13 protein-coding genes are annotated in these 12567 nt (G+C 65.3%); 9 read left to right on the top strand and 4 right to left on the bottom strand.

The annotated features are described in order from the left end of the window. Window positions 1-13 precede the first annotated feature (13 nt). Genes V3G39_15290 through V3G39_15280 form a run of 3 tightly spaced genes read left to right on the top strand, consistent with a single transcriptional unit; the run spans window position 14 to window position 3520 of the window. Window positions 14-1864 carry a biotin--[acetyl-CoA-carboxylase] ligase gene (locus V3G39_15290; protein ID XAS75994.1) on the top strand — a complete coding sequence of 617 codons (1851 nt, stop codon included), beginning with the start codon at window positions 14-16 and terminating at the stop codon, window positions 1862-1864. A 9-nt stretch (window positions 1865-1873) separates the two neighbouring features. Beyond that, window positions 1874-2560 (top strand): response regulator transcription factor, encoded by a 687-nt coding sequence (locus V3G39_15285; protein ID XAS75993.1) that lies wholly within the window; start codon window positions 1874-1876, stop codon window positions 2558-2560. Continuing rightward, entirely contained in the window at window positions 2561-3520 is a 960-nt protein-coding gene (locus tag V3G39_15280) for a HAMP domain-containing sensor histidine kinase (protein ID XAS75992.1), read from the top strand. Here the strand turns inward: V3G39_15280 and V3G39_15275 are convergent. Continuing rightward, a complete protein-coding gene (locus V3G39_15275) occupies window positions 3512-3961 on the bottom strand; it encodes a GtrA family protein (GenBank protein XAS75991.1) in 450 nt (149 codons plus the stop codon). The genes V3G39_15280 and V3G39_15275 overlap by 9 nt on opposite strands. A 45-nt stretch (window positions 3962-4006) precedes the next feature. Between V3G39_15275 and V3G39_15270 the strand changes: the two genes are divergently transcribed. From V3G39_15270 to V3G39_15260, 3 genes are read left to right on the top strand one after another with little or no spacing between them, the layout of a single operon-like run. After that, window positions 4007-5185 (top strand): 5-(carboxyamino)imidazole ribonucleotide synthase, encoded by a 1179-nt coding sequence (locus tag V3G39_15270; protein XAS75990.1) that lies wholly within the window; start codon window positions 4007-4009, stop codon window positions 5183-5185. After that, the gene (gene purE / locus V3G39_15265) at window positions 5182-5703 is read left to right on the top strand and encodes a 5-(carboxyamino)imidazole ribonucleotide mutase (GenBank protein XAS75989.1); all 522 of its coding nucleotides are present in this window, start codon (window positions 5182-5184) and stop codon (window positions 5701-5703) included. The genes V3G39_15270 and purE overlap by 4 nt, the downstream gene beginning before the upstream one ends. Window positions 5704-5712: 9 nt before the next feature. Further along, complete coding sequence (locus tag V3G39_15260; GenBank protein XAS75988.1) at window positions 5713-6879, top strand: acyl-CoA dehydrogenase family protein; 1167 nt, start codon at window positions 5713-5715, stop codon at window positions 6877-6879. An 86-nt stretch (window positions 6880-6965) separates the two neighbouring features. On the opposite strand, the gene V3G39_15255 is transcribed toward V3G39_15260, so the two are convergent. Further along, entirely contained in the window at window positions 6966-7883 is a 918-nt protein-coding gene (locus V3G39_15255) for an LCP family protein (GenBank protein ID XAS75987.1), read from the bottom strand. A gap of 493 nt (window positions 7884-8376) precedes the next feature. Here V3G39_15255 and V3G39_15250 point away from each other — a divergent pair, with 493 nt between their 5' ends. The 3 genes from V3G39_15250 to V3G39_15240 all read left to right on the top strand — a co-directional run bounded on the left by V3G39_15250 (window position 8377) and on the right by V3G39_15240 (window position 11130). Next, a complete protein-coding gene (locus tag V3G39_15250; protein XAS78258.1) occupies window positions 8377-9351 on the top strand; it encodes a glycosyltransferase family 2 protein in 975 nt (324 codons plus the stop codon). An 86-nt stretch (window positions 9352-9437) separates the two neighbouring features. Beyond that, window positions 9438-10298: an ABC transporter permease gene (locus tag V3G39_15245; protein ID XAS75986.1), complete on the top strand. Its 861-nt coding sequence runs from the start codon at window positions 9438-9440 to the stop codon at window positions 10296-10298. A 1-nt stretch (window position 10299) separates the two neighbouring features. After that, window positions 10300-11130, top strand: a complete 831-nt coding sequence (locus V3G39_15240) for an ABC transporter ATP-binding protein (protein XAS75985.1) — start codon at window positions 10300-10302, stop codon at window positions 11128-11130. A 13-nt stretch (window positions 11131-11143) separates the two neighbouring features. On the opposite strand, the gene V3G39_15235 is transcribed toward V3G39_15240, so the two are convergent. Continuing rightward, entirely contained in the window at window positions 11144-11773 is a 630-nt protein-coding gene (locus V3G39_15235; protein XAS75984.1) for a CoA transferase subunit B, read from the bottom strand. Further along, window positions 11773-12564, bottom strand: coding sequence for a CoA transferase subunit A (locus V3G39_15230; protein ID XAS75983.1), 792 nt, complete (start codon window positions 12562-12564; stop codon window positions 11773-11775). Before V3G39_15230 ends, V3G39_15235 begins: the two co-directional genes overlap by 1 nt. Between the last annotated feature and the right edge of the window lie 3 nt (window positions 12565-12567).

The following is a 12567-nucleotide window of genomic DNA, read 5'->3' as shown; positions in this document are numbered from 1 at the left end:
TAGCCTTGTCATCGTGAGAGACCGCCTGCGACCGGAGTTGCTGAACGACGCGCTCGCCGCGACGGTCTGGCGCGACGTCGAGGTGCGCGACCAAGTGGTGTCCACCAACGACGTCCTGATGGCCGACCCGAGAATCTGGCGGGTCGTCACCGCGGACCATCAGACCAGCGGCCGGGGCCGGCTGGATCGCCGGTGGGAAGCTCCTGCCGGGACGTCGATCGCCTTGTCGGTGAGTCTGCCGCTACCGACGCAACAGTCGCGGTGGGGGTGGGTTCCGCTGCTGACGGGGCTGGCCGTACGACGTGCCGTCGCCGATCTCGCCGCAGTACCACTCGGCTTGAAATGGCCCAACGATGTTCTTGCGAAACCCGGCGTTCTTGCGAAACCCGGCGGCAACGGTGACGACGAGGGCGGGCAACCCTGGCACAAGGTGGCCGGGGTGCTGTGCTCGGTGGCGGCCGGCGTCAATCCTGTCGTGGTGATCGGCATCGGTCTCAATGTGCACCAGACACAGCACGAGCTACCCACCGAACAGTCGACATCCCTGGCGTTGTGTGGCGTCGAGGTGGCGCGCGAAGAACTCATCCTCGCGATACTTCGCGAGCTGGTGGTGGTGCAACGCGTCTGGGCCACAGCGCAGTCCGACGATGATTACCGTGCTGCCTGCGTGACCATCGGCCAGCAGGTGCAGTTGCAGACGCCCGAGGGGACGATCGCTGGGGAAGCGGTCGGGGTGGATGCGTCGGGGCGCATCCTCATCTCGCATGCCAATCGGACCGATGCCTACTCCGTGGGCGACGTGGTGCACGTGCGAGCCAGCGAACCGCCGGTCTCGCGCGTGGTCACTGCGCAGCGCGTCGCGGCAGATGACGCCGCCGAGTTCGTGGACAAGATCGACGAGCAACTGATGGGTCATCCTCGGACGATGCGGCGCGGCGACATCTCTGAGGCCTCAGGGATTCCCGCGGAGGTCAGCGCACAGATCTGGCGCTCGCTGGGATTCGTTCGCGCGCGCGGTGACGAGTTGTTCTTCGGACAGGCCGATATCGAGGCGCTGCGGTTGTTCGATGATCTGATCCGCGAAGGTGTCATCGACCTGACCACTGCCTTCGGACTGGCTCGCGCAGTAGGTCGTTCGACGGACCGGATGGCCATGTGGTCACTGCAGTTGATCGCCGACCTGGTCAGTGAGGATCGGGGCGGTCTGGACCGGGAGACCGCCAAGCGCACCGCGGCGTTGACGGTCGACCTCGCCGGGCGGCTGTCCCCGCTGGTGGACTATGTGTGGCGCCGCAACCTGTCAATCGCAATATCGCGGATGATCGCCGATTCCGAACCTGAATCCCAGGTCGGCATCGTGCGTACCGTCGGGTTCGCCGATCTGGTCAACTTCACCAACCTCGTGCGACGGCTGACCGAGCGTGAACTGGCGCAGCTGGTGCTGCGGTTCGAATCGGTGGCCTCCGATGTGATCGGCGCAGGCGGCGGGGCAGTGGTCAAGACTGTCGGAGACGAGGTGCTCTTCACGCATACCTCCGTTCAAGGCGCCGTCGATATCGCCTTCGCGCTGCGGGAAGCTGCCGAAGCCGACGAACTGGTGCCCCGGATGCGGGTCGGTCTGGCGCGCGGACGGGTTCTGGCGCGACTCGGCGACGTATTCGGCACGACGGTGAACCGGGCCAGCAGGCTTACAGTGGCTGCAAAACCGGGCCGCATCCTGGTCGACGCAGATGTCGTCAAGGGGCTGGATCCGGCGGCGGGCGTGCATGCCCGTCGACGTAAACGTGTCGAACTCGCCGGCATTGGACCGATCGATACCTGGGTGCTCGAGCGCGGCCCAACCGAACCCGACCCGCGGCCATAGGAGCTTGTCATGACAAAAGTGCTGCTTGCAGAGGACGATTCCACGATCTCTGAACCCCTGACCCGGGCGTTGCGCCGCGAGGGGTACGACGTGAGCGTGCGGGCCGATGGCGTCGCTGCGCTGGCCGCTGCGAGCGAGAGCCCGGACCTGGTGATCCTGGATCTGGGGCTGCCGCGGATGGACGGTCTCGAGGTGTGCCGACGGATCCGGGCCGAGGGCAACACGGTGCCGGTGTTGATCCTGACGGCCCGGGCCGACGAAGTGGACATGGTGGTCGGTCTGGACGCGGGTGCCGACGACTACGTCGCAAAGCCGTTCAGGCTCGCGGAACTGATGGCTCGTGCGCGTGCCCTTCTTCGCAGGACCACCTCCGACGAGGTCGGCGAGGGCCACGACTCGCGTGTGCGGGTTGATATCGCCAGTCGCCGCGCGTTCACCGGTGATCGCGAAGTACATCTGACGGCGAAGGAATTCGATCTGCTCCGGGTGCTCGTGCGTGAGGGGGGCAAAGTCGTCTCCCGCGAGGAGTTGATGCGCGAGGTGTGGCACACCGTGTGGGTGGGCTCGACCAAGACCCTTGACATGCATGTATCCGTGCTACGCCGAAAGTTGGGGGACGACGCAGCCGATCCGCGGTACATCAGCACGGTGCGTGGGGTGGGTTTCCGCTTCGAGGTCAACGACGGTGACGCGTAGGTGACGCTGCGAGGTCGGCTCACGCTCGTCCTGGGTGCGGCACTGCTGACGCCGCTGCTCTGCCTGGCGGTGCTCGGGGTGCTGCTGCGACCGTCCTGGCGGATAGCGGCGGTGGTGACCGCCGTTGCGGTGGTGTCCGGAGGGCTCGCGGTCTTCATCGGCGCGCGGCGTATCGGTGCGGTGGTCGATCCGGTACGCGAACTGGCGGATCGAGCCGATCAGCTGGCTGCGGGAACGGTCAACGTGGCGCCGTTGCGCACCGGCATCGACGAGGTCGATCGGATATCGGCGTTCTACGAGTCCAGATCCGCAGAACAGGCGCGGCTGCTGGCTTCCGAGCGTGATTTTGCCTCCGATGCCAGTCACCAGTTGCGCACCCCGCTGACCGCACTGCTGATGCGGCTGGAGGAAATCGTCGTGGCCGAGGACCTCGATACGACCAGGGACGAAGCACAGGTGGCGATAGCTCAGGTCGAACGCCTGACGAAGGTGGTCGAGGAACTGCTCGCCCGTTCCAGGGGTAGCGTCGACCTACCGTCCGACATCTCGCTGGACTCGGTGATTGCGGCGTTGCAGACGGAGTGGCAGCCTGCATTCGAGACGGCACGCCGCAGTGTGCTGGTAAGTGGTGAGCGAGGTCTGTACGTGGTCGCCACCCGCAGCGGACTGTCCCAGATCCTCGCGACCCTGTTGGAGAATGCGCTGATCCACGGCGAGGGGACGGTGGAGATCCTCGCGAGAAGGAGCGGTCCCTCCGTGATCGTGCAGACCAGTGACGGCGGACCGGGCGTGGACGTCAACCTCGCGCCGCATATCTTCGAGCGACGGGTCAGCTCGGGCGGGACCGGCCTCGGACTTGCTCTGGCCCGTGACCTCGCGGAGACGATCGGCGGTCGCCTGGAGCTGCGGAGCGCCCAGCCCGCGGTGTTCGCCCTGTTCCTGTCCTCGGCGTCAGGCTGAGCCGGTGACGTCCGGTTCGTTCGTGAAGACGAATCGGCGGTAGGTCCAGAAGCGGAAGAGGGTGCCGAGCCCGATACCGACGAACGCCGCGAAGTTCAGCGCGAGCGCACCCTTGGCGTTGAACGCGTAGTGCGCCAGTGCGACCGTTGCCGCTGACAGCGCCAGCGCGATGGCGTTGACGATGAAGAAGAGTGCTACCTCGTGGTGCACGGGACGATTGCGGCGGTGCCGGAAGGTCCAGTACCGGTTGCCGACCCACGCGACGACGGTCGCGACTCCGCCGCTGATCAATTTTGCCGTGGTGACCTTGTGGTCCAGCGGCCCGGCCACCAGCAGGTTGAATCCACCGAGGTCGATGACGAAGGACACCAGTCCGACGAGTCCGAACTTGGCAAGCTCCAGCCACAGTCGATCAAAGGTTGTCCGAAGGGATGCCAGCACCCGAGGAGAGTACGGCGTGCAACTGAGGGTCAGTAGCATGTGTCCGTGCATCGCCCCCCTCGCGCCCCCGGCGGTTTCCCAGTGGTCGGCATCGTGGGGGCAGGTCAACTTGCCCGTATGTGTGTCGGCCCCGCCGTCGAACTCGGCATCACGCTCAGCGTCCTGTCCGAATCGCAGAATGATGCGGCGGCGCTCGCGATCGGGTCGGTGTTTCTCGGCGCCGCAGACGACATCGACGCGGTCCGGGAGTTCGCTGCAGGATGCGACGTGGTCACCTTTGATCACGAGCAGGTACCGCAGGAAGTGCTGGCGGCGCTGGTCGCCGACGGTGTCGTCGTCCATCCGGGACCGCAGGCCCTGATCTTCGCCCAGGACAAACTGGCCATGCGAGCACGCCTGACCGAACTCGGTGTTCCATGCCCGGTCTGGGCGCAGGTCGATGACGTCGAAGCGCTTGCTGCGTTCGGCGACAGGCACGGCTGGCCCGTCGTGCTCAAGACCCCGCGCGGCGGGTATGACGGCAAAGGTGTGCGGGTCGTCCACGCGGCCTCCGATGCGGCCGACTGGTTTGCGCACGGAGACCCGTTGCTCGCCGAAGAAAAGGTGGACTTCGTCCGGGAACTAGCCGTCTTGGTAGCGCGTAGCCCATCCGGTCAGGCATCGGTCTGGCCGATCGTGCATACCGTGCAGACCGACGGAATCTGCACCAGCGTCATTGCTCCAGCGGCCGATCTGCCCGACGATCTTGCGGGCGAGCTCGCATATGTCGGCCTCCAGATAGCCGGCCAGCTACAGGTCACCGGAGTGATGGCCGTCGAGATCTTCCAGCTCGCTCCCGGTGATGAGCACGCGTACGTCGTCAACGAGCTCGCGATGCGCCCGCACAACAGCGGGCACTGGACTCAGGACGGTAGCGTCACCAGCCAGTTCGAGCAGCACCTGCGTGCGGTGCTGGACCTGCCCCTCGGCGACGTGGCACCGAGGTCGACGTGGACCGTCATGACCAACGTGCTCGGTGGCGACCCGCAGCAGTACGGCGAGCTCTACCCCACCTACCGGCACCTGATGGCGCGCGATCCCGGTCTTCGGGTGCACCTCTACGGCAAATCGGTGCGGCTCGGGCGCAAGATCGGCCACGTCAACACATTCGGTGATGATCTGGAACAGGTGGTGGCCCGCGGGCAGCATGCCGCCGACTACCTGCGGGGCGTGGTGCACGAATGAATGCTCAGGTCGGCCTCGTGATGGGCAGCGACTCGGATTGGCCGACGATGCGAGCTGCAGCGCAGGCACTTGCCGAGTTCGGGATCGGGTACGAAGCGGACGTCGTGTCCGCTCACCGGATGCCGCGCGAGATGATCGGCTACGGCGAACAGGCCGCAGATCGTGGGCTGCGGGTGATCATTGCGGGAGCGGGCGGCGCCGCGCATCTACCGGGCATGCTCGCCTCGGTCACCGCGCTACCGGTGATCGGTGTGCCGGTGCCGCTCGCGTACCTGGACGGGATGGATTCGCTGTTGTCCATAGTTCAGATGCCGGCCGGTGTGCCGGTAGCGACGGTCTCGATCGGCGGTGCCCGCAACGCCGGACTGCTCGCGGTGCGGATCCTCGCCAGCGGTGGTGACGAGCAGGCCGTTCGGTTGCGATCGGCCATGCAGGACTTCCAGGTCGCACTGCAAGAGGCAGCACATGCCAAGGGTGCTGCACTACGCGCCGAGGTGGCAGGTAGTACCGAGAAGTAGGGTGATGTCGTGAGCGGAAACAAGGACTTCGACCTCTTCAAGATCAACGAAGATCACGAGGCGCTGCGCGAAGCAGTTCGTGACATCGCAAACGACAAAATCGCGCCCTTCGCGGCAGAAGTCGACGCCGAGTCGCGTTTCCCGCACGAGGCATTGAAGGCTCTGGTGGCCTCCGATCTGCACGCGCCGCACATCGGCGAGGAGTACGGCGGCGCGGGTGCCGACGCGCTGGCCACCTGCATCGTGATCGAGGAGGTGGCCCGGGCCTGCGCGTCGTCCTCGCTGATCCCGGCCGTCAACAAGCTCGGCTCGATGCCGATCATTCTCGGAGCCGGCGATGAGCTGAAGAAGAAATATCTCCCACTGATCGCTTCCGGCGAGGCGATGATCTCTTATGGACTGTCCGAGCGGGAAGCCGGTTCGGATACCGCATCGATGCGGTGCAAGGCCATCGCCGACGGTGACTCATACGTATTGAACGGCCAGAAGTCGTGGATCACCAACGCCGGTGAGTCCCAGCTCTACACTGTGCTCGCCGTGACCGACCCGGACGGTGAACGCGGTCGGAATATCTCCGCCTTCGTGGTGGAGAAGGGCGACGAGGGCTTCGACTTCGGCGCCAAGGAGCGAAAGCTCGGCATCAAGGGTTCGCCGACTCGCGAACTGCACTTCGACGGCTGTCGTATCCCCGCCGACCGGATGATCGGTGAGCCGGGCGAAGGGCTGAAGATCGCGTTGCGCACCCTGGATCACACCCGCGTCACCATCGGTGCGCAGGCCGTCGGGATCGCCCAGGGCGCGCTGGACTACGCGCTCGGCTACGTCAAGGAGCGTCGGCAGTTCGGTAAGGCCATTGCCGAGTTCCAAGGGCTGCAGTTCATGCTCGCCGATATGGCGATGAAGTTGGAAGCCGCGCGGCAACTTGTCTACGTGGCAGCATCCAAATCCGAACGGTCCGACGCCGACCTGTCCTTCTTCGGTGCGGCCGCCAAGTGCTACGCCTCCGACGTCGCGATGGAGATCACGACCGATGCCGTGCAGTTGCTCGGTGGCGCCGGATACGTCCAGGATCACCCGGTGGAGCGGATGATGCGCGACGCGAAGATCACCCAGATCTATGAGGGCACCAACCAGATCCAGCGTGTTGTCATGGCGCGCCAGCTCCTCAAGCGCTAACTTTTTGTCGGTCGCCAGCCGCGATTTCTCAGGGCGGTGGCAACCTGTCCCAGCCCGGTGCCAGGTGGCCTCCTACCCGTCGGGGGTCAGGGAGCGACGTTGGGGGAGCGGTCGTTGTTGAGTGCGTCGAAGAGCGCTCGTGCCTTGGCCTTGTCCCACAGCACCGATGATCCGGCGGGCGTGGAGTAGTTCGCGTTGGCGATCGGTACCTGGACCGAATTGCCGCCGCCACTGATCTTCTTCAATGTCCAGAGGATGTTCAGCGCAGTCCAGGAGTGCATCCCGTTCTCCACTGCAAGTCCCTGCGCACCGGATTCGCCGATGTTCTTCAGCCGCCACGGGACGAGCAGGTTGCCTGGCGAGGCGATCTTCTTGGTGAGCGCGGACAGGAATTCGCGCTGACGCTTGATCCGTGCCAGGTCGCTGGTGGCGTCGACGTGGCGGGAGCGGACGTAGCCCAGGGCGTTGGCCCCCGCCAGGTTCTGACAACCTGCGGGCAGGTTGATGTGAGCATCCCTGTCGTTCATCGCCTTCGGGAGGCACATCTGCACGCCGCCGACGGCGTTGACGATCCCGGCGAAACCGCCGAAACCGATCTCCATGTAGTGCTCGATGCGTAGTCCCGTGACGTTCTCCACGGTCTGCACCAGCGTCTTGGGCCCATACGCGAACGCGGCGTTGATCTTGTTGGAACGGTGACCGGGAATCCGCACGTAGGTGTCGCGCGGGATGCTGACCAGGGTCGGCGCTCCACTGTCGGGCATGTGCAGCAGCATGATCGAGTCGGTCCGCGCGCCGGCGATGTCGGATCCGCCGGTGCGCAATTTCTTGGCCTGCGCCGAGGTCAGTCCGGCTCTACTGTCCGAACCCACCAGCAGCACATTGGTGCCCTTGCCGGCCGCGGGTTGGTTGCCGGTGGGAATGGCATCCACTCGCGCGACTTTGCCCCACGCGGCCAAGCCGGCCCAGAGCAGCACCCCTGCCCACAACCCGACCAGGACCACGAAGACCGTCAGAAAGCGTGGCCAACGACGGCGGCGCCGTCGAGGTGGTCGCGGTGCGGGGCGATTGTCGTACCGGCCGTTGGGAGGCGGGCGATTTCCCGGAGGTCGGCCCACAGGCGGGCGGCCGGCGGGAGGCCGATGTACCGGCGGGCGGTTTACCGGAGGTCGATTGGCGTACTGCCGGTCAACGGAAGGCCGGTCCATCGGAGCGCGGTTCGCAGCAGGCCGGTTCGCAGGCGGGCGGCCGGCAGACGGGCGGGGGCCGCGTGGCATTGCCTGAGTAGCGTCGACATCGTTGCTGCTGTTTGCGCCATGACCATCGGATGCAGGTCGGGGCCGGCGCACCGGTAGAGGACGCGCAACCTTCTCGTCGTCACGCCGTCGGTAGTCGTCCGTCATCGGCTCAGGCTAACCGGCGCGGCTGTGCATTCCGTGTAACGTTGCGCCCGTGCAGTCGACTGAAACCCCGTTATTGCAGGGAATTTCAGTGGTTATGCCGATCCTGAACGAAGAGCGCCACCTCACCGAATCGGTGGCTGCGATCCTCGCGCAGGACTGGTCCGGGCCTTTGGAGGTCGTGCTCGCGCTGGGTCCCTCCAATGATCGAACCGATGACGTCGCCGCCGGGTTGAGCGCAGCCGATGACCGCGTTCGTACCGTGCGCAATCCCAGCGGGCGTACCCCCGATGCGCTCAACGCGGCGATCGCTGCGGCGTCCTACGACGTGGTGGCCCGTGTCGACGGGCATGGAATCCTCTCGCCCGGTTACCTACGCACCGCCGTTGAGGTGCTGGAGGCGACGGGCGCGGCGAACGTGGGCGGGATCATGGACGCCGAGGGCACCATCGACTTCGAGCGCGCGGTCGCAGCGGCGATGAAGAGCAAGATCGGCGTGGGTGGGGTCAAGTTCAAACAAGGCGGCGCCCCCGGCCCCGCCGACACCGTCTACCTCGGGGTGTTCCGGCGTGACTGGCTGCGCCGCGTCGGCGGCTACGACCGCCGTTACATCCGGGCGCAGGACTGGGAGATGAACTTCCGGATCCGCCAGCAGGGCGGGGTGGTGTGGTTCACCCCGCAGCTCCTGGTGACCTACCGTCCGCGCGGCAGCTTCCAGACTCTGGCACGGCAGTACCGCGATTACGGCCGTTGGCGCCGCGTCGTGGCCCGCGAGCACAAGGGCTCCATCAACGCGCGATATCTCGCGCCGCCGGCAGCCGTGACAGCGATCGCGTTCAGTGCGGTGGGTGGCCTGAAGTGGCGACCGCTGTGGGCGATCCCGGCGGCGTACGTCACTGCCATCACGGTCGGTGGCCTGGTCATCTCCCGCAAGGAGACACCGCGAACCCGCGTGCAGGTACCCGCCGTCCTGGCCACCATGCACATGTCGTGGGGTTGGGGCTTCCTGACCAGCCGCGTGCGGCTGGCCGATGATGCCCAGCAGGTTTCCAGGGACACCCCGGTAGCCTGACTCGTCGAATGAAATGCGCCCGGACCCCCGGGCAAGAGGACCAGCCGAAGGAATTTATGTCGTACGCCCAACGTCTCAGAAGCATCGTGGAGTATCGCGCGGTTCTCTGGACCCTGGTCAAGCGCGATCTGCGCATCAGGTACGCCCGCAGTGTGCTCGGATATCTGTGGACGCTCATCGATCCGCTGTCGATGATCCTGGTCTACTGGTTCGTCTTCGGCAAGATCTACCAGATCGGCAATTCCAGGAGTCAGGAACTGCGCAGCGACGGCATTCCGTTCGTGCTGTTCATGGTGGCCGGAGTGCTTGCCTGGAACTGGTTCAGCAATTCGGTCAACGAGACCGCACGCGCGCTGTACGCCGAGCGGCTGCTGGTCCGTTCGACCAACCTACCCCGCGAGCTCTGGGTGATCCGGGTGGTGCTCGCCAAGGGGATCGAGCACCTGTTGTCGCTGCCGATCCTCATTCTCTTCATCTTGTATTTCGCATACGTCGAACATGCGGTCATTCTCAACTGGAAGCTCGTGCTGTGGATTCCTGCGCTGCTGATCGAGCTCATTCTGCTGATCGGCGTCGGCTTGGTGATGGCGCCTGTCACGGCGTTGGTCGACGATTTCGTGCGGATCGTGCGGATCGTGCTGCGGATCGGCTTCTACATGACGCCTATCGTTTACTCGCTCGCGTTCCTGCGGGCAAAGGGTGTTGGCACCCCCGCGACAGCTACCAGCGCCGCGAAGGCGCCGGATGCAGTGCTGGGCATCATGGGTCACGTGCTGGAATACAACCCGTTGTCCGGCATCATCGATCTGTACCACCAAGGCATCATCGCCAGAGAGTCGCTGCAGTGGCACCTGTGGATCATCGCCGCAGTGATCAGCGTGCTGTGGCTCGTTTTCGGTATGTGGGTCTTCCGTAAGCTCGAAAAGCCGATTTTGAAGGAGATCTGAGGTGTCACTTCCCTCCGCAGAAAAGGTCAAGTGGAAATCGTCCACCGGCGAGCCGGTTATTGCCGTCGACAATGTGGGCATTGAATTCCTGACCGGCCGCAAACGCAATCTCTCGCTGCGCGAGATCGTCTACCGACGTGGTAGCGCCCACCAGAAGGACACCTTCTGGGGGCTGCGGAACATTTCGTTCACGGTCGGGCGCGGTGAAGCAGTCGGTCTGGTCGGCGGCAACGGCGGCGGCAAGTCGACTCTGCTGAAGATGATCGCCGGTACCCTGTTGCCCGACGAGGGCGAGGTGAAGGTGAAGGACGGCGTCGCACCGCTGATCGAGTTGACCGGTGGTTTCAGTGGCGATCTGTCGGCGCGGGAGAACATCTACCTCACCGGTGGACTGCACGGGATGACCAAGGCCGAGATCGAGGACCGTTTCGAGGACATCGTCGACTTCGCCGGCGAAAAGGTGCGCGACGGGCTCGATCTGCCCTACCGGCATTTTTCCTCGGGTATGCAGGTACGCCTCGGCTTCGCGGTGATCACCTGCCTGGATGAGCCGATCATCCTGGTGGACGAGGTGCTCGCTGTCGGGGACGCCGGATTCCGCGAGAAGTGCTATCAGCGGATGGAAGGTTTACTGGCCCAGGGCCGCACTCTCTTCCTGGTCTCGCATTCCCAAGGCGATCTGCTGCGTTTCTGCACCCGCGGCATCTACCTCAAGGCCGGCAAGATGATGGCCGACGGGTCGATGGAGGAGATCATGAAGGAATACATGGAGGATCTGCTGGGCACCCCATGGGTGCGGCCGCCTGAATTCGTCAATGATCCGAGTCGTTAAGCGATCCGAGCCGTTAAGCGAGGAGCGGGGCCGCGGTCGCGCGGCGTACCTCTTCTTCTGTCACGCCCGGTGCGCATTCAATCAGTACCAGCCCCTCGGGCGTGACATCGATCACGGCGAGGTCGGTGATGATGCGTTGGACGACGCCTTTCCCGGTCAGCGGCAAGGTGCATTCGGGCACGATCTTGGCCGAGCCGTCGCGCGCGACGTGCTCCATCAGCACGATGACTTTTTTGGCGCCGTGCACCAGGTCCATGGCGCCGCCCATGCCTTTGATCATCTTGCCGGGGATCATCCAGTTGGCGATGTCACCGCCCGCCGAGACCTGCATGGCGCCCAGGATCGCGGCATCCACCTTTCCGCCGCGGATCATCCCGAAACTGAGCGCTGAGTCGAAGATCGACGCGCCACGACGCAGGGTGATGGTCTCCTTGCCGGCGTTGATCAGGTCCGGGTCTTCGCTGCCGGCCTGGGGGTAGGCGCCGACGCCCAGCACGCCGTTCTCGGACTGCAGGACCAACTCGGTGGACTCGTCCACGAAGTTGGGTACCAGGGTCGGCAGACCGATACCGAGGTTGACGTAGTCGCCGTCATGCAGTTCGCGCGCCGCGCGGGCGGCCATCTCGTCGCGGGTGAGTGCCATCAGTGATCTTCCTGTGCGGGTGCGGATGCCTGAACGGTGCGTTTCTCGATCCGCTTGTCGTCGACCTGCTGAGCCGTCAGCGCGAGCACGCAGTGCACGTAGATCCCCGGCAGATGCACGTCATCCGGTGCAATCTCACCGGGTTCCACCAGCTCCTCGACCTCAGCGATCGTGTAGCGACCCGCCATTGCGGCGAGGGGGTTGAAATTGCGGGCGGTCTCGTGGAAGACCAGATTTCCGTGCCGGTCGCCGCGGCGGGCCCGGACCAGCGCCACATCGGTGGTGATCGCCTCCTCCAGCACGAAGGTCCGGCGCGCGCCGTCGACCTCGAACTCGCGGGTCTCCTTCGGTGGCGACGCGATGGCGATACTTCCGTCCGGTGCGTAGCGCCACGGCATGCCGCCCTCAGCGACCTGGGTGCCCACCCCGGTGGCGGTGTAGAACGCGGGGATGCCGGCGCCGCCCGCTCGCAGCTTCTCCGCGAGGGTGCCCTGCGGGGTGAGCTCGACCTCCAGTTCGCCCTGCAGGTACTGGCGCGCGAACTCTTTGTTCTCCCCGACGTACGACGCCGTCATCCGGGAGATCCGTTTCTCCCGCAGCAGGATTCCGAGACCCCAGTCATCGACCCCGCAGTTGTTGGAGACCACCGACAGATCACTCACCCCCTTGGCCAGTAACTCTGCGATGAGCACGCTGGGAACGCCGCACAGCCCGAATCCGCCGACGGCGAGCGAGGATCCGCTCACCACCTGGGAGACGGCCAGAGCGGCCGAGGGAACGACCTTGTCCATGAT

It is taken from the genome of Dermatophilaceae bacterium Sec6.4, from assembly GCA_039636865.1.
Classification (GTDB): Bacteria; Actinomycetota; Actinomycetes; order Actinomycetales; family Dermatophilaceae; genus Allobranchiibius.
This window is presented reverse-complemented; position numbering and strand designations above follow the sequence as displayed.